The following is a 20,688-nucleotide window of genomic DNA, read 5'->3' on the forward strand; positions in this document are numbered from 1 at the left end:
CTACTCCAGCCGGCGGTGCCCCCGCCGACCGCGGCGCCGCTTCCCGGCGGGGGCCTCCTGCAGCACCCGGATCCGCAGCTCGGCCGGCAGCTCCGCCAGTCCCAGGCTCCGGACGGCGTCCGTCCGGGGCCCGTCCTCGAAGTGCTCCACCAGCCCCACCGGGTCCCCGCCCGGCGTCAGCCGCACGGCCCCGCGCAGCCGGGGGCGTCCGGCCGCGCGCACCAGTCGCACCCCGGCTCGCTCGACCTCCGGCAGCACCGCCGTGCCCTGCTCCAGCGCCTCCTCCAGCGCCCTCGCGCTCACCTTCAGCCGCAGGCCGCCCGCTCCCGGGGTCAGCACCTCGATCCCGGGCAGCCCGGTCCGCCGCAGCTGCGCGACCAGCCACCACCCCGCCCCCAGCACCAGCACCGACAGTCCGCCGATCACCGTCGGCCACCACCAGGAGGTCCCCACCCACCGCTCCCGGGAGCGGGTACTGACCACCGGTTGGTCCGGCGACGTCAGCGGCCACCAGCCCGGCGGATCGACGCCCAGCCGCCGGTACAGGTCCAGCCCGCCCGCCAGCACCAGCACCCCGACCCCCAGCAGCACCGCCCCCAACAGTCCCAGCAGCACCCGGTTGACGACCGACCGCCTCACCCCGAGGCCTCCCCCGCCCCGTGGGCCGGCTGCTCGGACGGCGTCCCGTCGGCCGGCTGCTCGGGCGGCGCCCCGTCGGCCCCCGTGCCGGCCGCCCCCCGCCAGGACCGCACGTCCAGCCGCAGCGGCCGCGCCAGGCCCACCCGCCCCAACTCCTCCCGCAGCTGCCGCTGCACCAGCGCCGGATCCACCGGCCCGCTCACCGACACCCGCACCCGCCGCCGCCCGACCCTGATCCGCAGGCGGTCGACGCCCGTCAGCCCGGCGGCCCGGTCCGTCAGCAGGTGCCCGATCCCGGCCCGCTCGATCGCCGCCTCCGTCCCCCCGTACGGCCGCAGCACCAGCCACCGCCGCAGCCCGGGCGCGATCGCCAGCCACAGCAGCCACCCGCCCAGCAGGATCGACACTCCGGCCCCCACCAGCACCCACAGGTCGTCCAGGTGACGCGTGGCCAGCTCGTCCGCGACCTGTGCCCGCCACCGCCGGGCCGGCTGCCCGGCCCGCACCGCGACCACGTCGTACAGCAGCGCCCCCACCGCCACCAGCACCGCCGTGGCGACCAGCGCCGCCGTCACCGCCCGCCCGGCCCGCGGCCGGGGCACCTTCCGCGCCGCGCCGGCCACCGGGCCGGTCGGCTCCGGGACCCGGCTCACCACGTTCCCCCGGCGACCAACTTCTCGACCTCCACGACCACTTCGGACACCCTGGTCCCGGTCAGCCCGAGCACCCGCCCGGCCACCCGCTCCCGGACACGCCGGGCGAGGGCCGCCAGGTCGGCGGGGAAGGGCGCGTCGACGGCCACCCGGACGGTCACCGTGCTGCCCGGCCGGGCCACCGACACCCGGGGCGGCACACCCTTGACCGACCGCCCGGCCCACGCCTCGGCGAGCACTTCCCGGGCCGCCTTCCCCGCGATCCGCGCGTACACCCGGTCGGCGACCCGGAGCCGCCCCCGGCGGGCCGCACCGGGGGCGGGGGCGGGAACCGAGGCCGTCATCAGCGCCGCCGGTCGCGGCCGCGGAGCAGGTCGCCGAGATCGCCGAGGTCGATGTCCCCCTCCAGCAGCCGCCCGGCCACGAAGCCGACCAGCCCGAGGGCGGCCACCAGCAGGAACGCCGCGAACCCGCCGAAGTACCCGGCGAAGCCGAGGGCCATGCCCACCACCAGGCCGACGATGGCCAGGTTCATCCGCTACTCCCTCGTCCTCCGCAGGGTGCTACTTGAGCTTGGGCCGATGCCCGGGTGCCGTGGCCTGCTCCTCTTCCTCCTCGAACTCCGGTTCGTCCGGGAGGTGGACGTCGTTGACCGCGATGTTGACCTCGACGACCTCCAGGCCGGTCATCCGCTCGACCGCGTCGATGATGTTCTCCCGCACCTGGCGGGCGAGTTCGGGGATCACCACGCCGTACTCCACCACCAGGGCGATGTCGATCGCAGTCTGCTTCTCGCCGATCTCGGCCTTGATCCCGCGCCCGACGCTGGACTTGCCGCCGGGCACCCGGTCCCGCATCGCGCCGAAGGTGCGGGCGAGCCCGGAACCCAGCGCGTGGATGCCGGAGACCTCCCGGGCGGCCATCCCGGCGATCTTCTCCACCACGCCGACGGCAAGTGCCGTGTGGCCGCGTTCACCGGCTGTGTGTCCGCCGGCCCCGGCCGCACCGGGCACGGACCTGGCGCCGACGGGCGGCCCGGGCGTCGGTGCCCCGCCGGGGCTCTTGTGCATGGTCGCGGGCGTCGGAGTTTCAGGCATGGGGCGCATCTCCCTCGTAGCGGCTCCAGCTATATCGCAAACCTCCCCAACTGTGGCATTTCGCCACGGCCCCCGCCCGTCGAGCGCGCCCCGGGAACGCCGAAGGCCCGGTCCCGGGGCTCTCCCGGACCGGGCCTCCCAGCGGATGCGCGGCGGTCAGTCGCCGATGCCCGCGAGCTCCCGCAGTCGCCGCGCCTGCGCCGCCCGTTCGGCCGAACGCTGCTCGTCGTACGACCGTCCGGAGGCACCCTGCAGCAGCGCCTTGGTCTCGGTCACGGCCCCGCGGGGAGCGGCCAGCAGGGCGGCGGCGAGGTCCCGGGCGGCGGAGTCCAGCTCCCCGCCGGGGACGGCCAGATTGGCCAGCCCGATAGCGGCGGCCTCCTCCGCGCCGACCCAGCGGCCGGTCGCGCAGATCTCCAGCGCCCGGGCGTAGCCGACGAGTTCGACCAGCGGCTTGGTCCCGGCCAGGTCGGGGACGAGCCCGAGCGAGGTCTCCTTCATCGCGAACTGGACGTCGTCGGCGACCACCCGCAGGTCGCAGCCGAGCGCGAGCTGGAAGCCCGCTCCCACGGCGTGGCCCTGGACGACGGCGATGGAGACCAGGTCGGCGCGGCGCCACCAGGTGAAGGCCTCCTGGTACGAGGCGATGGCGTCGTCCAGTTCCTTGTCCGCGGAGCCGGCCAGCTGCAGGAAGGTGGGCTCGCCGGAGATGCCCTCGGGGGTGAACATGGCCCGGTCCAGGCCGGCGGAGAAGGAGACTCCCTCGGCTCGCAGCAGCACCACCCGCACGCTGCCGGGCAGTTCGCGCCCGGCCTGGGCGAGGGCGCGCCATAGCGCGGGCGACTGGGCGTTGCGCCGCTTGGGCTGACAGAGGGTGACGACGGCGAGCTCGCCGTCGAGCTCCAGGCGGACGCCGTCCCGCTCCCAGCTCGGGGCCTGCGGGTCGGTGGCGGGGGCGGTCATGCGGGAACCTCCGGTGGCGGGGACGTGGCTACCGGAGAGTAACAAACCTGGGCGCGAACGGGCAGGGCCCGCGGCCCGGAAAGATCGGAACGGGAAAGGGACCGGGGTCCGGACATGACGATCGGCGGCCGGTCCACTCGACCCGAGGGCGGACGCCCAGCTGTGGTCAGCCGTCGTCTCCTCGGCCGGCGTCCTGCCGCCGCGCCACCCAGCTCAGAGCCGACGGGCCGTCAGGAACCGGCCGCGGCAGTCGCCTTGTTCTTGCCCCGCGTGGCACCACCGCGGCCCCGGAGGATCACTCCGGACTCGCTCAGCATCCGGTGCACGAAGCCGTACGAACGACCGGTCTCCTCCGCGAGAGCGCGAATGCTCGCCCCGGAGTCGTACTTCTTCTTGAGATCGGCCGCGAGCTTCTCACGCGCGGCACCGGTCACCCGGCTGCCCTTTTTCAGAGTCTCGGCCACCCGTGCCTCCTCGTAGCGTTGCTCGGTCAGATTCCCATGATCACCCATCGACCGCGTCCTGGCCACCCATTCGACAAGGTCGATGTCGCAAATGCGTGGTCCTGCGGTGGTGATCCGAGTGCACCGGGGCGCTCACGCAGAGTGCACGCCCCCGGCCGGGTGCCGCCGGGTGACGAGAAAGAGCTGATCAGCAGCGTCGGCCCGACCACGATCGAGTGGCGGGCCGACGGGAAGTGCTTAAACGGAATCCGGGTCTTCTTCATTCCCGGACACGCCGAAAGGACTAGATTTTCTGGTCCGAAAAGCGGACGGGGCGTCTACTTCCGGTCAGGCCAGCGAGACCAGGTCGGCGTACGACGGGTTCCACAGGTCCTCCACGCCGTCGGGCAGCAGGATGATCCGCTCCGGGTCGAGCGCCTCGACCGCGCCCTCGTCGTGGGTGACCAGCACGACCGCACCGGAGAACTCGCGCAGCGCGCCCAGGATCTCCTCGCGGCTGGCCGGGTCGAGGTTGTTGGTGGGCTCGTCCAGCAGCAGCACGTTGGCGGAGGAGACCACCAGGGTCGCCAGGGCCAGACGGGTCTTCTCACCGCCGGAGAGCACCCCGGCCGGCTTGTCCACGTCGTCGCCGGAGAACAGGAACGACCCGAGGATCTTGCGGATCTGCACGAGGTCGGTGTCCGGCGCGGCCGAGCGCATGTTCTCCAGGACGCTGCGCTCCGGGTCGAGCGTCTCGTGCTCCTGGGCGTAGTAGCCGATCTTCAGGCCGTGGCCCGGGATCACCTCTCCGGTGTCCGGCGCCTCCACCCCGGCCAGCATCCGCAGCAGGGTGGTCTTGCCGGCGCCGTTGAAGCCGAGCACGACGACCCGGGAGCCGCGGTCGATCGCCAGGTCGACGTCGGTGAAGATCTCCAGCGAGCCGTAGGACTTGGACAGGCCGCTGGCGGTCAGCGGGGTCTTGCCGCAGGGGGCCGGCTCCGGGAACCGCAGCTTGGCGACCTTGTCGTTCACCCGGACCTGCTCCAGTCCGGCGAGCAGCTTGTCGGCGCGGCGGGCCATGTTCTGCGCGGCCACCGTCTTGGTCGCCTTGGCGCGCATCTTGTCGGCCTGGGCGTTCAGGGTCGCGGCCTTCTTCTCGGCGTTGGCCCGCTCGCGCTTGCGGCGCTTCTCGTCGTCCTCGCGCTGCTGCTGGTACTGCTTCCAGCCCATGTTGTAGACGTCGATGCAGGAGCGGTTGGCGTCCAGGTAGAAGACCTTGTTGACGACCGTCTCGACCAGGTCGACGTCGTGCGAGATGACGATGAAGCCGCCCTTGTAGGTCTTCAGGAAGTCCCGCAGCCAGACGATCGAGTCAGCGTCCAGGTGGTTGGTGGGCTCGTCGAGCAGCAGTACGTCGGAGTCCGAGAACAGGATCCGGGCCAGCTCGACCCGGCGGCGCTGACCACCGGAGAGGGTGTGCAGCGGCTGGCCGAGGATGCGGTCCGGCAGGCCCAGCGCGGCGGCGATGGTCGCGGCCTCGGCCTCGGCGGCGTACCCGCCCTTGGTGAGGAACTCGGTCTCCAGGCGCGCGTACTTCTTCATCGCGTTCTCCCGGGTGGCGCCCTTGCCGTTGGCCATCCGGTCCTCGTTCTCGCGCATCTTCTTCAGCACGGTGTCGAGGCCGCGGGCGGAGAGGATGCGGTCCTTGGCGAGGACGTCCAGGTCACCGGTGCGCGGGTCCTGCGGGAGGTAGCCGACCTCGCCCGAACGGGTGACCGTGCCGGCGGCGGGCAGGCCCTCGCCGGCCAGCACCTTGGTGAGCGTGGTCTTGCCGGCGCCGTTGCGCCCGACCAGGCCGATCCGGTCGCCTGCGGCGACCTTGAAGCTCGCGGACTCGATCAGGATCCGGGCACCGGCACGCAACTCAAGGGCGTTGGCGGAAATCATGGCTGGGACTACTCCTGGGACGTGGGCGGGCGGCCGGGTACGGGCCCGGGCAGCGGGAAGTGGGGCTTCATCGGCGGTCGGCGCGGTGGAACTGGGCGCCGCCGCCCGCTATTGCCCGGAGAAGATAGCCATGACGGCCAGTCTACCGGGCCGCGCGAAACGCCCCGGGGCACTACCTCCCCGGGGTACCCGCCGGGGTCCGGTTACTGCTGCGCGGCCGCCTGGTCGGTCGCGGACGCCGTCGGGGCGGCCGGGGTCGGCGGGACGGTCGCCGGGCTCGCCGACGGGTCGGCGCAGCCACTCTTCGGGCGGACCGCGGCGAACGGGGCGTCCACGCTGGAGCAGGCCGTCTCGGGAGCCGCCGCCTTGGTGTCGAAGACCTTGGGCGGCACGATCGGGCCGTCGGTGATCTCCACCCGGCTGCGGTCCAGCACCTTCACGGTCGCGGCCGGGCCGGTGATCGTCGACCAGCCGTTGCTGTCCAACCGGTAGCCGGTGATGCCCCCGGAGACGGCCACCCCGGCGCTGTTGGTGCAGGTACGCGGGATGAGCACGGCGTAGTCGGTGTGGACGGTGCGCAGCGGGTCGTAGAGGCAGCCGTTGGAGGGCCGGTCGTTGTAGCGCAGGTCCCCGTCGGCGTCGCGCAGGCCCATGGTCAGGTTCGGCGTCACCACGGCCAGCCAGGGCGATCCGTCCCGCTGGACGGTGTGCAGCGCGGCCGCGGCCCGCTGTACGGCGGTGTCCTTGCGCTGGGCGTCGGTCCGCTTGTCCGCGCCCGGTTCGCCGTCGCCGCGCAGGTAGTCCGCCAGGCCCGGCACGGCGCGGTGCCAGCGCACCTCGTGGTCGCCCGGGCGCACCGAGGTGACCAGGCCGTCGTCCCAGACCACGATCGCGTTGTCGCCGGCCATCGCCAGGTAGAGCGCCTCGGCGCCCTCGCGGCGGTACGTCCAGGCCCGCTCGCCGGTCTGCTTGTGGTACGCCTCCAGGCCGGGGCCGACCACCTTGACGTCCAGGTCGGCCGAGCTGACCGACTGGGAGTTCACCGGGGTCGCGTCCGCGTCGGCGGGCCCCGCCACCCGGTCGCCGAACGGAACCGGCTTGTTCGCGTGCGCCGCCGCACCGGCCGCAAGGACCAGCATCACCGCCAGGGCAGGCAGGATCGAGCGGGGGGTGAGGACACGCGGCGGCTTCCAGGACACGGCCGGAGCGTACCTTTCACCGGGCGCGCGAGTCAGCCGGAATCGCCCCGGGGCCGTCCCGCCCACCGCACGCCCGATCGTGCGCGCCCGTCCCGTACGCCCGCCCGCCCACCTGCGCCGTCGGCACCCGGCCGGTCGGCCGGACCCTCCGCGGCGGGCTCCGTGAGCCCCGCCGGACCGTTACAGAGCTGATACACGCGGCGGCGCCGGTGGGAGGTTGCGGCAGACGGCGTTCGAATATCGCCCACTTTAGGGTGACATTCGGCTTTTCCTTCCGTCGCCGGGCCTACTGTCGGCGAGCGTGGCGCCACCGCCCGTCGACGCGGTCACCGCCCGCCCCGCCCCGCGACGTCCGGAGGACAGACCATGCGCATCGGCCGCCTGACGCTGGCCGCCGCCTCCCTGCTGCTGATGGCCACCGCCAGCGTCCCGGCCGGGACGCCGCTCAGCCGGACCGAACGGCACGCCCTCTCCTCGGGCGCCTCCGAGCCGCGCGGCGCGGCCCCCCGCCCACCGGTCCAGCGGCCCAAGCACGAGCCGCCGTTCGGCGCCTTCGTCGGCTCCTGGGACAAGTACATCCCGCAGATCGGCGAGTACTCCCAGTGGCTCGGCAACGCGAACCTCCAGGTCGGCCACACCTATCTGGCGGGCAACGGCTGGGCGGACGTCGAGGGCGAGCCGGTGGTGCTCGGCATGTGGTCGCAGTGGCGGCTGGCCGACCCGTCCCGGCTGCTGGTGCTCGGCGTGCCGATGCTGGTGCCCAACGAGGCGCAGGTGCCGGACGGCGAGGTCGCCCGGCTGCTCGGCCAGGGCGCGCGCGGGGACTTCGACAGCCACTTCCTCCGGCTCGCCCGCCGGCTGGTGGCGCTCGGCGGCGCGGACACCGTGCTCACCCTCGGCTGGGAGATGAACGGCATCACCTACACCCACCGCTGCAAGCCCGATCCCTCCGCCTGGAAGGCGTACTGGCGGCGGATCGTCGGGGTGATGCGATCGGTCCCCGGGCAGCGGTTCCGCTTCGACTTCGCCCCCAACCGGGGCCTGGACGCCATCCCGTGGACCAAGTGCTACCCCGGCGACGACGTGGTCGACATCATCGGCACGGACAGCTACGACCAGCCCGCCGGCAGCACCTTCGACGACTACGTGCGCGAGCCGTACGGCCTGCAGGACCAGGTGGAGTTCGCGGCCAAGCGCGGCAAGCCGGTCTCCTACCCGGAGTGGGGGCTGTTCCGCAACGGCGACAACCCGGAGTTCGTCCGGCGGATGGTCGACTGGATGCGCACCCACGACACCGCCTACCAGACCGTCACCGACTACTGCCCGCACGGCTTCTTCCAGTGCCGCGACAATCCGCGCTCGACCGCGGTGTTCAAGCAGCTGATGAACGGTTCGCCGGGGGCGCCGCTCGTGCTGCCGACGGCGCCACCGGCCCCGATCGTGCCGGTGGCGCCGAGCGCCCCCACCCCGCCGACCACGCCGACCGCGCCGACCACGCCGAGCGCCCCCACCCCGCCGACCACGCCGACCGGGCCGGGCGCGACCGCGAGTCCTTTCGCCCCCGCGTCGCCGAGCCCGTCCGCGACCCGGACGCCGTCGCGGCGCTGAGCGGCGGTCAGGCCCGGCGGCGGGCCAGCAGCCTCGCCTTGAGCCGGGGGAAGCGGGTGCGCAGCTGGTGCACCGCCGCCTGCCGGGCGCGCACCGCGCCGGCCCGGGCGGCGGCCGCCGGGGCCGCCCCGGCCGGGCCCAGCAGCAGGCGCTGGTTGGACAGCCGGTCCGGCCGCCAGCGCTGCTTGTACGGTTCCTGGCCGCGCAGCAGGCCGAGCACCGGGATGCCCGCGCCGACCGTCTCGTCCAGGGCCGCGCCGAACAGCAGCCCGGCGATGTCCAGCCGCTCGCGCAGCCCGGGATGGGCTCCGTACATGTACAGCCCGCCGAAGGAGGGGCAGAGCAGCAGCAGGTTGACCGCGACCAACTCGCCGTCCAGGTGGAACCGGTGAACCGCCGCCCGGCCGGTGGCGACCAGGCCGACGGTGGACTCGGTCAGGTGCCGGGCGAAGCGCTCGGTGCGGTGCTCCGCGGTGACGCCGCGCTCCTCCCACTGCTGGAAGTGCAGCCGCAGCAGCCCCTCCAGGGCGGCCGGCACCTCGTCCACCGGTGTGGAGCTGACCCGCACCCCGGCCTCGGCGATCTTGCGCAGCTTCACCCGGCTGCGCTGGGCGGTCTTGCCGGGCACCCGCTTGAGCAGCCGCTCCATCGGGACGGCCGGGAGGTACTGGCACAGCGAGTCCTCGTGGCGGCGGCGGGAGCCGCGCCAGTGCTCGTACACCCGCTGCACCGCCGCCTCCGGGTGCACCTCGCGCAGTTCCAGCCAGTGCCAGGGGCGGGTGAGCGGGAGGGCGGCGGCGAACTCGGCGGCGGCCCGGTCGGCGCAGTCGTCGTCGAGCAGGACGTCGCCGTAGTCGACCAGCCCGGCGCCGAGGCCGGTGAGACCGCCGAACGGGCCGCCGCGCCGCATGAAGGCGCCCGCGCCGACCAGCCGGCCGTCCCGGCGGACCAGCACCACCAGCAGCGCGCCGGGGCGGCCGTAGTGGCGCCACCAGGAGCGCTGCCAGGCGGCGGCCTGGAAGAAGGTGGCGGTGCGGCAGCGGGCCGCCAGGTCGTCCCACTCCTCGGCGACGGCGTCGAGGGCGTCGTCCTCGCGGCGCAACTCGGTGGACCAGACCGGCGCGGCCGACTGGGCCGGCAGGCCGGCGGCGCGGGCCTCGGTGCTCATCGCCCGCTCCCAGCGGTGGCCTTCGCCTCTGTCCGGGGCTCGGACTCCGCCTCGGGCTTGCCGCCCGGGCGCGTGCCGGCCTTCGCGGCGGTCCTGGCGGCGGTCTTCGGCTCGGTCCTGGAGTCTTCCCCGGTCCCGGTCCCGGTCTTCGGCCGGGTCCGGCCGGTCTGCGCCGCGCTGCGCGGGCGGGGTGCGGCCGGGGCCGGAACCGGGGCCGCCTCGGCCGGCTCGGCCGGCTCGGGAACCTCCGGTGCCGCGGTCGCCGCGGTCGCCGCCGGAGCCTCGGGGGCCTGCGCCCCCGCGTCGGCCGCGCCGCCGCGCCGACGGGTCATCAGCACCAGCGAGCCGAGGAGCAGCCCGGCCGCGGCGCCGACCGCGACGTCCAGCTCGGCGGAGGGCGTGGTCGGCTTGTCCGGCTCGGCGGCCGGGGCCAGCGTCACCAGCCGGACGTTGGTGTCCCTGGTGCTGGTGTTGGCGAAGGCGACCAGCGAACGGACCACCGCGTCGGCGGTCCGGGCGGCATCCTGGGCGCGGGGCCCGGTGCCGGTGATCTCGATCACCGGGGCGTCCGGGGAGGTCGTCCCGGACACCAGGGACTCCAGCTCGGCCCGGGTGCGGCCGGTCTCGGCGGCCGCGACCGCGAGCACCTGGGGCTGGCCCGCGAGCCGCCCGTAGGCCTGGGCGAAGTTGGTCGCGGTCCCCGACTCCCCCGGGCTCTGCGGCACCACGAGGACGTAGGCGCTGGCCGAGTACGAGGGGGGCGAGACGACGGCGTACCCGGCGCCGGCCGCGGCGCCCAGCGGCACCGCGAGCGCCACCGGCCACCAACGGCGGACCAGGTGGCGGGCGCTTCGGCGCGGTGTGGTCATGGGTGTGACTCCTTGGGTCTGGAACAGCGGTACCGGCGGCGGGCGGTCAGACGCGGGCCAGTCGGTCGTAGAGGGCGCCCAGGTCGGCGGCGACCCGGGCGATGTCGTAGTGGCCGACGGCCGGGGGATGCGGCAGCGGGTCGGCGATGTGGCCGCTCAGCTGCCGCAGGTCGCGCAGCGCGGCGGCGTACGCGGCGGGCTCGGAGGGGATGCGTCGGGCCTGCGGGGCGGCGCTGGGCGGCAGTTCGTCCAGCGCCGGGCAGGCGCTGTGCCGCACCGGCAGCCCGGCCGCGAGGCCCTCCAGGACGCCGAGGCCGAAGGTCTCCACGGTGGAGGGGGCGGCCAGCACGTCCATGGCGGCCAGCAGATCGGGCACGTCGTCGCGCTCCCCGGTGAGCACCAGCCGCTCCCGGACCCCGAGTTCGGTGGCCCGGCGCTCCAGCTCGGCCCGCTCGGGGCCCTCGCCGACCAGCACCAGCCGGGTCGCCGGATCGAGGTCGACGAGCGCCGCCAGCAGCACCTCGAAGCGCTTGCCGGGGACCAGCCGGCCGACCCCGCCGACCACCCAACTGCCCTCCGGGAGCCCGAGTTCGGCCCGGACCCGACCGCGGACGGCGGACCGCTCGGCCGGCGGGCGACGGTAGCCGGCGGTGTCGATGCCGTTGGGGATCAGCTCGATCCGGGCCGGTGGGACACCCCAGGAGCGCAGTGTCTGGGCGACCTGCCGGGAGACCGCGACGGTGGTGCTGCCGAGCCGCTCGGCGGCGAGGTAGAGGCCCTTGACCCCCCGGGTGACCGGCCGGCCCTCGATCACCCCGGCGTGCAGCGAGTGCTCGGTGGAGACCACCGCCCGCACCCCGGCCAGCCGCGCGGCCAGCCGGCCGTACAGCTGGGCGCGGTAGAGGTGGGTGTGCACGAGGTCGTAGCGGCCGGCCCGGACCAGCCGGACCAGCCGGGGCAGCGCGCCGAGGTCCCGGTTGCCGCTCATGCCGAGGTGGTGGACGGTCACCCCGTCCGCGCGCAGCGCCTCGGCGACCGTGCCGGGGTTGGTCAGGGTGAGCACCTCGCAGCGCTGGTGCGGCGGCAAGTGGCGTAGCATCAGGTGCAGTTGGCGCTCGGCGCCGCCCGAGGCGAGCCCGGTGACGATGTGCAGCACCCTCACGGCCGGCGCTCCGTGACCGCCCGCTCGGCGAGGATCCGACGGCCGTGCCTCAGCTCGGTGACGGCGTCCCGCAGCCGGTGCCGGCCCCTCTTGGCGCGCAGCCGCCAGGCGCCGTCGCGGTCGCCGACGTAGCAGCGGGGCAGGGCGAAGCGGCCGGTGAGCGCTGAGTGGGCGATGGCGCAGGCGTAGTCGTACCCGGCGTCGCGCACGGCCAGGGCGGCGGGCGCGTCGACGGCGCCGTACGGGTAGCAGAATCCGGTGACCGGGCCGCCGACCACCTCCTCCAGCAGCCGCCTGCTCTCCCGGGTCTGCACCGCGATGACGTCGGCGGGCAGGCCGGGCAGCGCCTGGTGGCCGAGGCCGTGCGAGCCGATCTCCCAACCCGCGGCCGCCAGTTCGGTGACCTCCTCGACGGTGAGCAGCTTCTTGCGCGGGCCCTCGACGTCCCAGCCGTTGTCCTGGCCGAGGAGGTCGGCGACCACGTACGCGGTGGCGGTGAAGCCGTACGCCTGCAGAATCGGAACGGCGTAGCGGGCGAAGTCCGCGTAGCCGTCGTCGAAGGTGAGGCCGACCAGCTTGTCGCCCCGCCCGTGGGCCCGGGCCCGCATCAGCTCCCGGACCGAGACCCCGCGCCGCCCGCGTCTGTGCAGCCACGCGATCTGCTCGGCGAACCGCTCGGGGCTGACGGTGAGTTGGTACGGATCCTCCTCCTCGACGGCCACCGAGTGGTACATCAGGATCCACGGCGAGGAGGAGCCGGGGTCGGCGGGTTCGCCGACCGGGCGGCGGCTCCTGGGCAGTCGCGCCCGGTCGAGCGGGGCGTTGGTGACGCCCGCCCGGGCCGAACGGAGGGTTCCCCGTTCATTGTCCATGGGGAAACTTCCCTTCATCGGCGACGATTGGCGGGTCCAGGGCCTCTCCGGCGGATCTCGCCGGATCGGCGACTGACGACGATGCGGCGAGCGGCGTGCTCGGACGCCGCGGGCCCGGCGAGGTCCGCCCGAGGGGCCCCCGCCCCATGACCCGGGCGGCCGCGAGGACGGGGCCGCGCACCTCGCGCGCACCGAGTCCGGCCCCGAGGGCGGCGAAGGCCAGCACCACGGTGAGGCCCCCGACGAGGGTCGAGAGCAGCGGACCGGTGGCCAGGCCGGCGGCTGCGGCACCCAGGGCGGTGGCCCCGGTGGCGGTGCCGGCCAGCCGGGCGTGGCCGCCGAGCACCCGGCGCAGCCGCAGCGGGATGCCGCGCAACACCAGGCCGCGCAGCAGAAGCGCGGCGGCGGTGGTGATCCCGGCCGCGTTGCCGGCGGCCAGGCCGAGGGCGCCGAAGCGGGGCGTGGCGAGCAGGCCGACGGTGACGGTCACGGCGAGGCCCAGCAGCATCGCGGCGAGCGGGTACCAGTCCAGCAGCCGGCGGCCGCCGCCCTCGGCACGCGGGTCCCCGGCCCTGCGGACGACCGGGCGCAGCGAGAAGTACGGGCGGATCATCACGCCGGTCAGCGCCTGGGCGGGCAGGCCGAAGCTGTACACCCGGATGACGGCCGCGGTGGCGGCGGTGTCGGGGGGGCCGAAGGCGCCGCGCTGGAACAGCAGCGACACCACCGAGGGGGCGCAGGCCATCAGGAAGGCGGTGCCGAGCAGGACGACCGCGGCGGCCTGGCCGAGGTCCTTCTCGACCCGGTCGCGGGCGGCCGTGAGGTCCCCCGCCGCGAGTGCCCGGGCGACCAGCGGGAAGGTGACGGTGCAGATCAGGATGCCCGCCGTCATGGCGAGTTGGGAGACCTTGGCGGCGTAGTTGAGGTGCGAGATGGTGCCGGGCGGCAGCGCCGAGCCGAGGTAGCGCTCGACGAAGACCTGGCACTGGCGGGTCAGGGTGAACGCCGCGACCGGCAGCAGGGCCAGCGGCATCAGCACCAGGGTGTTGCGGCCGCGCCGGCCGCGGCCGGCGCCGGTCCGGCCGGTCCGCAGGCAGCGCAGGAACGGGCCGACCAGCAGACCGGCCATCAGCAGGCTGCCGAGCGCCACGCCGAGCGCGGCGGAGCGCACGCCGAGCAGTCCGTGGAAGCCGAACAGCAGGGCCAGGATGCCGAGGTTGTAGGCGACGTAGATGGCGGCGGGGGCGGTGAAGCCGTGGTGGGCGCGCAGCGCGGCGGCCAGGTAGCCGGCCACCCCGAAGGGCAGCACGGTGATCGCGGTGATCCGGGTGCAGACGACGGCCAGGCCCGGGTCGGGCAGGCCGGGAGCCAGCAGTTCGACCAGTTGGGGGGCGCCCAGGGCGGCGACCAGGGCCAGCCCGCTGAGCGCCAGCAGCAGCCAGGGCAGGGTGGCGCGGACCAGGTGGCGGACCGGGTCGGGGGCGTCCGGGTCCTCCTCGCGCAGCACCAGGGCGAGGGCGAAGGCGGGCACCATGAGGAAGGACATGGCGTCCTCGATCAGCAGAGGGGCCGCCGTCTCGGGGACGGTCCAGGCGACCAGGAAGGCGTCGGTGCCCTGGCTGGCGCCGAAGTAGCGGGCCAGCAGCAGGTCGCGCAGCAGCCCGAGGCCGGAACCGGCCGCGCTGAGCACGGCGGTGATGCCGAAGGCCTTGACGAGGAAGCCGCCCCGGGGAGAGCGGCCGGCCTCGGGGGCGGCAGCACCGACGTGGGCGCTGCGGGGGGCGGGGAGGGCGGAGGCGAGGACGGCGGGCTGGTCCGTGCTCACAGTGCCACCACCCGCTCGTCGCTCCGGACGGGTTCGGGGCGGGGCGCCTCCTGGAGGGCCGCGCGGGCCGCCAGGCCGAGGACGACGGAGGTCAGCACGGTGGTGGTGCCACCGATGTCGGCGTAGAGGAAGTCGACCAGCACCCAGGTGAGCAGGGCGAGGGCGGCGAGGACCGCGCCCCGGCGGTGGCGGAGGCAGCCGAGCAGCAGTGCCAGGAACAGCGCGGCGTAGGCGGTGATGCCGATCAGGCCCTGCTCGCTGAGCACCAGGAAGTACATGTTGTGCGGGGAGAGCAGCGGTTCGCGCTGGAAGCCGATGGTGGAGTCGGCGGCGTCGCTGCCGGAGGACAGCCGCAGCGGGGCGTGGCTGTCGCGCAGCCGGGGGAAGGCCTTCGGGCCGGCGCCGTGGACGGGGTGGTCCTGCCAGATCCGCCCGGCGGTGGTCCAGAGGTCGTAGCGGTCGGAGACGGACTGGTCGGGCGCGGCGGAGACCGAACCGATCGAACTGAGCCGCTCGGTGACGCCGGAGGCGCCGAGGCCGAGGCCGCCGATCAGGACGACGGCGGCGGCCAGGCCCAGCACGGCGCCGCGGACCAGCAGCCGGGCGTCGGCGCGCAGCAGCAGCACGGTGGCGGCGACGCCGGTGGCGATCCAGCTGCCGCGGCTGAAGGAGACGGCGAGCGGGAAGACGAGGAAGGCGGCTGCGGCGAACATCGCCCGGCGGAGCCGGGCGTTGCCGTCCTCCTCGCGTTCGCCGAGGGCCAGGGCGAGGGCGGCGAGCAGTCCGTAGCCGACCACGGTGGACATCGCCATGATGTCCAGCGCGCCGAAGGTGCCGACGGCCCGGATCGGCTGGCCGGTGTAGGAGGCGCCGGTGCGGGTGAGGTACTGGTTCGCGCCGACCACGCCCTGGATCAGGGCGGCGAGCACGAAGGAGCCGAGGACCAGCCGCTGGTCGGTGCGGTCGCGCAGCGAGCAGAGCACGGCGACGGGCACCAGGACGAACACCTGGGTGAGCCGGACGAAGCCGGTCAGGCTGGTGGCCGGGTCGATCGAGCCGGCGGTGGCGACGGCGGCGGCGACCACGACGCCGCCGAACAGCACGCCGGCGGTGCGGCTGATCGCGGGCAGCCGTCGGCGCAGCAGGTTGAGCGCGGTGAGCGCGACCAGGGCGAGCGAGGCGACGTCGGCGGCGGTGACGTGGACGGCCGCGGTGACGTCCTTCTCCCCGGCGGGCACGCAGACCAGCAGGACGGTCGCCGCGGCGAGCAGGCTCGGCCGGTCCGCGAGCGCGGGCAGGGCCCGCCGTAAGGCAGTCACTCGCCCGCTCGCCCCCGGGGCGCTCGGGCCCGCCGCCCTTCGACTCGGGGCGGGATCGGCCGGAAGGGTCAGGTCCACGACGGGTCAGCTCCCGTCCGGGTGGAGCATCAGGACCGCGGTGCGGCAGAGGATCTTGACGTCCTGCCAGAAGCTCCAGCTCTCGATGTAGCGGTTGTCGAAGCGGGCCCGGTCCTCGATCGAGGTGTCCCCGCGCAGGCCGTTGACCTGGGCGAGACCGGTCAGGCCGACCGGGACGCGGTGGCGGTCGGCGTACTCGGGGTAGGCCTGGCTGAACCGCATGACGAAGTACGGGCGTTCGGGGCGCGGGCCGACCAGGCTCATGTCGCCCCGCAGGACGTTCCACAGCTGCGGCAGCTCGTCCAGCGAGCTCTTGCGCAGCAGGCGGCCGACGGCGCCCATCCGCTGGTCCTGGGCGATGGTCCAGCGGGTCGCCGACTCGTGCTCGTTGCTGGGGCGCAGGGTGCGGAACTTCAGGACGGTGAAGACCCGCCCGTCCAGGCCGGTGCGCTGCTGGCGGAAGAGCACGCCGGGGCCGGTGTCGAAGCGGACGGCGAGGGCGCACAGCGCGAGGACGGGGGCGAGCAGCAGCAGGCCGAGCCCGGCGGCGGTGACGTCCAGGGCGCGCTTGACGGCCCAGCCGGGGCGGCGCGTGGCCGGGCTGCCGAGCCGCAGGCAGGGGAAGCCCCACAGGTGGTCGGCGCCGACGATCGGGGCGGTGGGCAGCGAGCCGTACTCGCGCAGCGCGGGCACCAGCCAGACCTGGCAGCCGAGCCGGACGGCGTCGCGCAGGGTGGCGGCGGTCTCGGTCTCGTCGGCGGCTCCGGCGGTGGCGATCACGTGGTGGATCCGGTACCGGCGGATCTCGCGCTCCAGCACCTCGCGGCCGCCGAGAACGGGCAGGTCGGTGTCGCCGGCCAGCAGCGGCGGGTCGGCGTCCAGGAAGCCGACCGGGCGCATGCCGTACTCGCCGTGCGCACGCAGGGCGGCGGCGACCGTGCGGCCGAGCTGACCGGCGCCGAGCACCAGGACGGGGCTGGGGCGGCTGCGGCGGATCCGCCGGACCAGGTGGTAGAGGACACCGCGGCCGACGGAGGCGATCAGGAGCTGGGCACCGAGCAGGACGGTGAGGCGGGCCGGAGTGGCCGGGCCGCAGTCGGGCCAGCGGCCTTCCAGGCAGCCGGCCAGGGTGACGGCGAAGGCGGTGGCGACCACGGCCCGGACGGCCAGGGCGGGCAGTTCGTCCAGGACGGAGAGGGTGAGCCGGGTGCGATAGAGGCCGCCGGCCAGGTTGAGCAGCAGGAGCAGGGGCAGGACGGCGGCGGCACCGAGCAGCGGGGCGAGCGGGACGGTCGGGTCGATCGCCCGGTTGGCGATGCCGGTGCCGGTGCACAGCGCGATCGCGTCGACCTGGACCAGCGCGAGCGGCAGGGCGAGCCGGGAGCGGGCCGCCCTGCGGTGCCGACGGGGCGGCGGCACGGCCCGGGTGTACGCCGCCCCGGTCGGCCGGTCGAGCAGCCCGGTGGCGGGCAGACGAGGTCCGGACAGGGGCCCGCCGGATCGCGGCACACTCTCGTGGTCAATGGTCATCAGCGCACGAACTCCCCTGCTGTGTGCCCGGGGTGACGTCCCCCCGGCACCGATCGGCGAGGAGCGGCCGTCCCGGCCCGGTGGGCGCGGTCCTGACAGCACCTGCCATCGCTGGCGGCTCTCGGTGGTCCCGCGGAGGGGCCGATCGCAGAACCGCCGGTCACCTTGGAAGCGGCCGCGAGGGGCCCGGACGCGAATTTCCGGGATGAAAGAGAAACGAAACAGGCAGAATCCGACAATACCGAACCATTCCATGCGGGCAGGAAGGTGACTTGCCGTTTCATTCCAGCCGCCCATTAATAGGTATTTCGGATTGAACGCCTCGCCCATATCCGGTTGAGGGTGCGAATACTCCGGCACCGGAACGGCGGGGATTCACGGCATGTGAAACGATCAGATCCGCTCTGGGACACGGGCCCGGCGCCGTCCGACCGCCGGCCCGGCACCCAGCAGGTCGCGGTACAGGGCGTCCACCTGTTCGACCACGGTGCGGACGTCGTGCCGGGCCACCACGTGGTTCCGCAACCGGGCACCGCGCCGCTCGCACTCGATCGGATCGGACAGCGCTTCGGCCATCCGGGTGGCGAGCGCCTCCGCCTCCTCGGGCGGCACCACCGACTGCGCCCGCTCGGTCTGCGGCAGGCACTCCCGGGCGCCCGGCACGTCGGTCAGCAGCACCGGACGGGCGGCCGCCATCGCCTCCAGCGGGGCCAGCGCCATGCCCTCCCAGCGCGAGGGCAGCACCACCAGGTCGGCCGCCGCCAGCCACGGGCGCGGATCCGGCACGTCCCCGACCAGCCGGACCCGGCACGGCTCGGCCGACTCCCGGACCGTCTCCGCCACCCGCTGCTCCTCCGGCCCGCCACCGACCAGCGCCAGCCGGGCCTGCGGCACCCGGCGCAGCACCTCCGGCCAGGCGGCCAGCAGCACGTCCTGGCCCTTCTGCCGGCACAGCCGCCCGACACAGACCGCCAGCGGGGCGTCCAGGTCCAGCCCGAGCGCGATCCGGGCGGCCCGGCGGTCGGCCGGCGCGTAGTGGCGGACGTCGACGCCGTTGGGCACCACCGCCCAGTCGGCGTGCACCCCGGCGGCCACCCCGTCCACCCGTTCCCGGACGCTGACGCACAGCAGCCGGTGCGCCCAGCGGGTCGCGAAGCGCTCCCAGCGCAGGGTGGCGGAGGCCATCGGGCCCTCCACGGCGGCGAAGGACCAGGCGTGCGGCTGGAAGACGGTCGGCACCGCGCCGCGCACGGCCAGCCGGCCGGCCAGCCCGGCCTTGGCACTGTGCAGGTGGACCACGTCGGGCGCGGCGGCCCGGACGATCCGGCGCAGCCGCCAGGCCTCGGCGGCGGTGGCCGGGCCGGGCGAGCGGTCGGCGGGCCAGTCCCGGACCAGCGCGCCCGCCGCGGCAGCCCCCTCGGCCAGCCGCCCGCCGCGCGGACAGGCGACCAGCACCCGGTGCCCGGCCTCGCGCTGCCCCCGGACCAGATCGACGACGACGCGGGCGACTCCGCCGTCCACCGGCTGCGAAACATGAAGGATCGTCATATGCACGGCGGCGAGCCTAGGGTGGCTCCCCCGCGCCGCGGGACGCCCGTCACCCGCAGGTGGTGGGCCGTCCACCCGTACGGCTTGCCGCTCGTACGGGCAGACGAGCCGCTCGAAACTCCGGGCGATTCACCCGGTCCATCGGAACGGCTGGTACTCCGCGCGGGTCAGCGGACCTCGGCGGCCAGGTTGGCCAGCACCTGGTCGTGGACCCGGTTCAGGCCCTTGGGGGCGAAGGTGCGCTCGAAGAAGCCGCCGATGCCGGTCGCGCCCTGCCAGGTCGCGGTGACGGTGACCTTGGAGCGGCCCTCGCCGGCGGCCGAGACGGTCCAGGTGATCACCATGCTGGAGTTGGCGTCCTTCTCCACCAGCTGGTCCGGCTTCGGCGCCGAGACGGTGAACAGGCAGTCGCGCACCCGCTTCTCGGTGGCCTGCAGCTTCCAGTGCACCTGGGTGCCGGCACCGGTGCCGCCGACCCGCACCTCGTACTCGCTGTACTGCGCCGGCAGCAGCTTCGGGCGGGTCACCTGGTAGTCGGCCAGCGCCTCGTACACCCGCTCGGGGGCGGCGTCGTAGACCCGCTCGGTGGTGGCCTGCACCTGTCCCATGACCTTGCTCTCCTCGTGTGGTGGGTACCGGTCTGGCGGACCGTTCTCACCGGCAAGCCAATCACAGCGGCGCGGCGCTCACGCGGCGGGCCGGTCCGCGGACTCCCGTCGCCCGTGCCGCGGGCGGGAGCCGGCGGACCGGCCCGGGAGGATAGGGTGGCCGGTGTGCTCGATCTGGTGACTGCGCTGCGCTACGTGGACCCGCTGCGGGCGGGGGGTTCGGTACCGGGCGTCGTGGAGACCGACGACCTGGGGACGTACGTGGTCAAGTTCACCGGTGCCGCCCAGGGGCGCAAGGCGCTGGTGGCCGAGGTGATCGTCGGTGAGCTGGCCCGGCGGCTCGGGCTGCGGGTTCCGGAGCTGCGGCTGGTGGACTTCGATCCGGTGGTGGCCGCGGACGAGCCGGACACCGAGATCCAGGACATGCTCAGGGCGAGCGCCGGGCTCAACCTCGGGATGGACCTGCTGCCCGGGGCCGCGGACTACCAGCCGGGGACGGTCCCGGTGGACTCCGCCGAGGCCGGGCGGGTGGTCTGGCTGGACGCGCTCACCGGCAACGTCGACCGCACCGTCCACAACCCCAACCTGGTGGTCTGGCACCGGCGGCTCTGGCTGATCGACAACGGCGCCGCGCTGATCTTCCACCACCGCTGGGCCACCGCGGAGGCGTCCGTCGGCAAGCGGTACGACCTCAGCGCCCACGCGCTCGGCGCCTGCGCCCCGGACGTCCGACTGGCCGACGAGGACCTCGGGCCGCTGGTCACGGTCGAGCTGCTGGAGCAGGTGGTGGCGCTGGTCCCGGACGAGTGGCTGGCCGACGAGCCCGGCTTCGACTCGGTGGACGCCGTCCGGCACGCGTACGTCGACCACCTGGCCGCCCGGGCGGTGCTCTCCGAGGAGTGGCTGCCGGAGGGCTTCGCCACCCCCGAGCAGCTGCGCGAGGCGGAGCTGCGGCGTGCGGCCCGCACCTGGGCCGGTCGGCCGGCCTGGTTGCAGGAGGTGCCGGACCTGCACGGCAAGCCGTCGGTGGAGACGGTCTGGGAGCACCACTTCGAGGACTGAAGCGCCTCCGGGCCCTGATGCCGAACGCAGCCGGGGAGCGGGGGCCCGGGGCCCGCGCCCCCGCGGCGGGTTCGGTGGTCAGCGCTCGGGGGTGAACG

At 74.9% G+C, this 20,688-nt stretch carries 20 protein-coding genes; 2 read left to right on the forward strand and 18 right to left on the reverse strand.

Annotation, left to right across the window (positions count from 1 at the left end; translation table 11 throughout):
• From ACFV1W_RS04015 to ACFV1W_RS04055, 9 genes are all read right to left on the reverse strand, one after another.
• Window positions 1–639 (reverse strand): alkaline shock response membrane anchor protein AmaP, encoded by a 639-nt coding sequence (locus tag ACFV1W_RS04015; RefSeq protein WP_380412866.1) that lies wholly within the window; start codon window positions 637–639, stop codon window positions 1–3.
• A complete protein-coding gene (locus ACFV1W_RS04020; RefSeq protein ID WP_380412868.1) occupies window positions 636–1,292 on the reverse strand; it encodes a DUF6286 domain-containing protein in 657 nt (218 codons plus the stop codon). Before ACFV1W_RS04020 ends, ACFV1W_RS04015 begins: the two co-directional genes overlap by 4 nt.
• Window positions 1,289–1,636 carry a hypothetical protein gene (locus ACFV1W_RS04025; protein WP_380412870.1) on the reverse strand — a complete coding sequence of 116 codons (348 nt, stop codon included), beginning with the start codon at window positions 1,634–1,636 and terminating at the stop codon, window positions 1,289–1,291. Before ACFV1W_RS04025 ends, ACFV1W_RS04020 begins: the two co-directional genes overlap by 4 nt.
• Complete coding sequence (locus tag ACFV1W_RS04030) at window positions 1,636–1,827, reverse strand: hypothetical protein (protein WP_380412872.1); 192 nt, start codon at window positions 1,825–1,827, stop codon at window positions 1,636–1,638. The genes ACFV1W_RS04025 and ACFV1W_RS04030 overlap by 1 nt, the downstream gene beginning before the upstream one ends.
• A 28-nt stretch (window positions 1,828–1,855) precedes the next feature.
• Window positions 1,856–2,389 carry an Asp23/Gls24 family envelope stress response protein gene (locus ACFV1W_RS04035; RefSeq protein WP_380412874.1) on the reverse strand — a complete coding sequence of 178 codons (534 nt, stop codon included), beginning with the start codon at window positions 2,387–2,389 and terminating at the stop codon, window positions 1,856–1,858.
• A 156-nt stretch (window positions 2,390–2,545) separates the two neighbouring features.
• Window positions 2,546–3,352, reverse strand: a complete 807-nt coding sequence (locus ACFV1W_RS04040; RefSeq protein WP_380412875.1) for an enoyl-CoA hydratase/isomerase family protein — start codon at window positions 3,350–3,352, stop codon at window positions 2,546–2,548.
• A gap of 230 nt (window positions 3,353–3,582) precedes the next feature.
• The gene (locus tag ACFV1W_RS04045) at window positions 3,583–3,816 is read right to left on the reverse strand and encodes a helix-turn-helix domain-containing protein (protein WP_030285640.1); all 234 of its coding nucleotides are present in this window, start codon (window positions 3,814–3,816) and stop codon (window positions 3,583–3,585) included.
• 327 nt (window positions 3,817–4,143) lie between these two features.
• The gene (locus tag ACFV1W_RS04050) at window positions 4,144–5,742 is read right to left on the reverse strand and encodes an ABC-F family ATP-binding cassette domain-containing protein (protein WP_380412877.1); all 1,599 of its coding nucleotides are present in this window, start codon (window positions 5,740–5,742) and stop codon (window positions 4,144–4,146) included.
• A 203-nt stretch (window positions 5,743–5,945) separates the two neighbouring features.
• Window positions 5,946–6,941 (reverse strand): hypothetical protein, encoded by a 996-nt coding sequence (locus ACFV1W_RS04055; protein WP_380412879.1) that lies wholly within the window; start codon window positions 6,939–6,941, stop codon window positions 5,946–5,948.
• Between the two features lie 366 nt (window positions 6,942–7,307).
• On the opposite strand from ACFV1W_RS04055, the gene ACFV1W_RS04060 reads away from it, so the two are divergent.
• Window positions 7,308–8,549: a glycoside hydrolase family 26 protein gene (locus ACFV1W_RS04060; protein ID WP_380412881.1), complete on the forward strand. Its 1,242-nt coding sequence runs from the start codon at window positions 7,308–7,310 to the stop codon at window positions 8,547–8,549.
• 7 nt (window positions 8,550–8,556) lie between these two features.
• On the opposite strand, the gene ACFV1W_RS04065 is transcribed toward ACFV1W_RS04060, so the two are convergent.
• The 9 genes from ACFV1W_RS04065 to ACFV1W_RS04105 form a co-directional block, all read right to left on the reverse strand.
• The gene (locus ACFV1W_RS04065; protein WP_380412883.1) at window positions 8,557–9,717 is read right to left on the reverse strand and encodes a GNAT family N-acetyltransferase; all 1,161 of its coding nucleotides are present in this window, start codon (window positions 9,715–9,717) and stop codon (window positions 8,557–8,559) included.
• Window positions 9,714–10,586 carry a Wzz/FepE/Etk N-terminal domain-containing protein gene (locus tag ACFV1W_RS04070; protein WP_380412885.1) on the reverse strand — a complete coding sequence of 291 codons (873 nt, stop codon included), beginning with the start codon at window positions 10,584–10,586 and terminating at the stop codon, window positions 9,714–9,716. The genes ACFV1W_RS04065 and ACFV1W_RS04070 overlap by 4 nt, the downstream gene beginning before the upstream one ends.
• Before the next feature lie 46 nt (window positions 10,587–10,632).
• Window positions 10,633–11,748: a glycosyltransferase gene (locus ACFV1W_RS04075; RefSeq protein WP_380412887.1), complete on the reverse strand. Its 1,116-nt coding sequence runs from the start codon at window positions 11,746–11,748 to the stop codon at window positions 10,633–10,635.
• Entirely contained in the window at window positions 11,745–12,620 is an 876-nt protein-coding gene (locus tag ACFV1W_RS04080) for a polysaccharide deacetylase family protein (protein WP_380412889.1), read from the reverse strand. Before ACFV1W_RS04080 ends, ACFV1W_RS04075 begins: the two co-directional genes overlap by 4 nt.
• Window positions 12,610–14,445: a lipid II flippase MurJ gene (locus ACFV1W_RS04085; RefSeq protein WP_380412891.1), complete on the reverse strand. Its 1,836-nt coding sequence runs from the start codon at window positions 14,443–14,445 to the stop codon at window positions 12,610–12,612. Before ACFV1W_RS04085 ends, ACFV1W_RS04080 begins: the two co-directional genes overlap by 11 nt.
• Window positions 14,442–15,764: an O-antigen ligase family protein gene (locus ACFV1W_RS04090; protein ID WP_380412893.1), complete on the reverse strand. Its 1,323-nt coding sequence runs from the start codon at window positions 15,762–15,764 to the stop codon at window positions 14,442–14,444. The genes ACFV1W_RS04085 and ACFV1W_RS04090 overlap by 4 nt, the downstream gene beginning before the upstream one ends.
• Window positions 15,765–15,848: 84 nt before the next feature.
• Window positions 15,849–17,372, reverse strand: coding sequence for an exopolysaccharide biosynthesis polyprenyl glycosylphosphotransferase (locus tag ACFV1W_RS04095; RefSeq protein WP_380412895.1), 1,524 nt, complete (start codon window positions 17,370–17,372; stop codon window positions 15,849–15,851).
• Window positions 17,373–17,765: 393 nt separating this feature from the next.
• Window positions 17,766–18,920, reverse strand: a complete 1,155-nt coding sequence (locus tag ACFV1W_RS04100) for a glycosyltransferase (RefSeq protein ID WP_380413161.1) — start codon at window positions 18,918–18,920, stop codon at window positions 17,766–17,768.
• Window positions 18,921–19,087: 167 nt separating this feature from the next.
• Window positions 19,088–19,528: an SRPBCC family protein gene (locus tag ACFV1W_RS04105; protein WP_380412897.1), complete on the reverse strand. Its 441-nt coding sequence runs from the start codon at window positions 19,526–19,528 to the stop codon at window positions 19,088–19,090.
• A gap of 165 nt (window positions 19,529–19,693) precedes the next feature.
• On the opposite strand from ACFV1W_RS04105, the gene ACFV1W_RS04110 reads away from it, so the two are divergent.
• On the forward strand, window positions 19,694–20,590 hold the full coding sequence (locus tag ACFV1W_RS04110) for a HipA family kinase (RefSeq protein ID WP_380412899.1): 897 nt from the start codon (window positions 19,694–19,696) through the stop codon (window positions 20,588–20,590).
• Window positions 20,591–20,688: the final 98 nt, after the last annotated feature.

The organism is Kitasatospora sp. NPDC059648 (assembly GCF_042734825.1).
In the GTDB taxonomy this organism is placed as follows: Bacteria; Actinomycetota; Actinomycetes; order Streptomycetales; family Streptomycetaceae; genus Kitasatospora.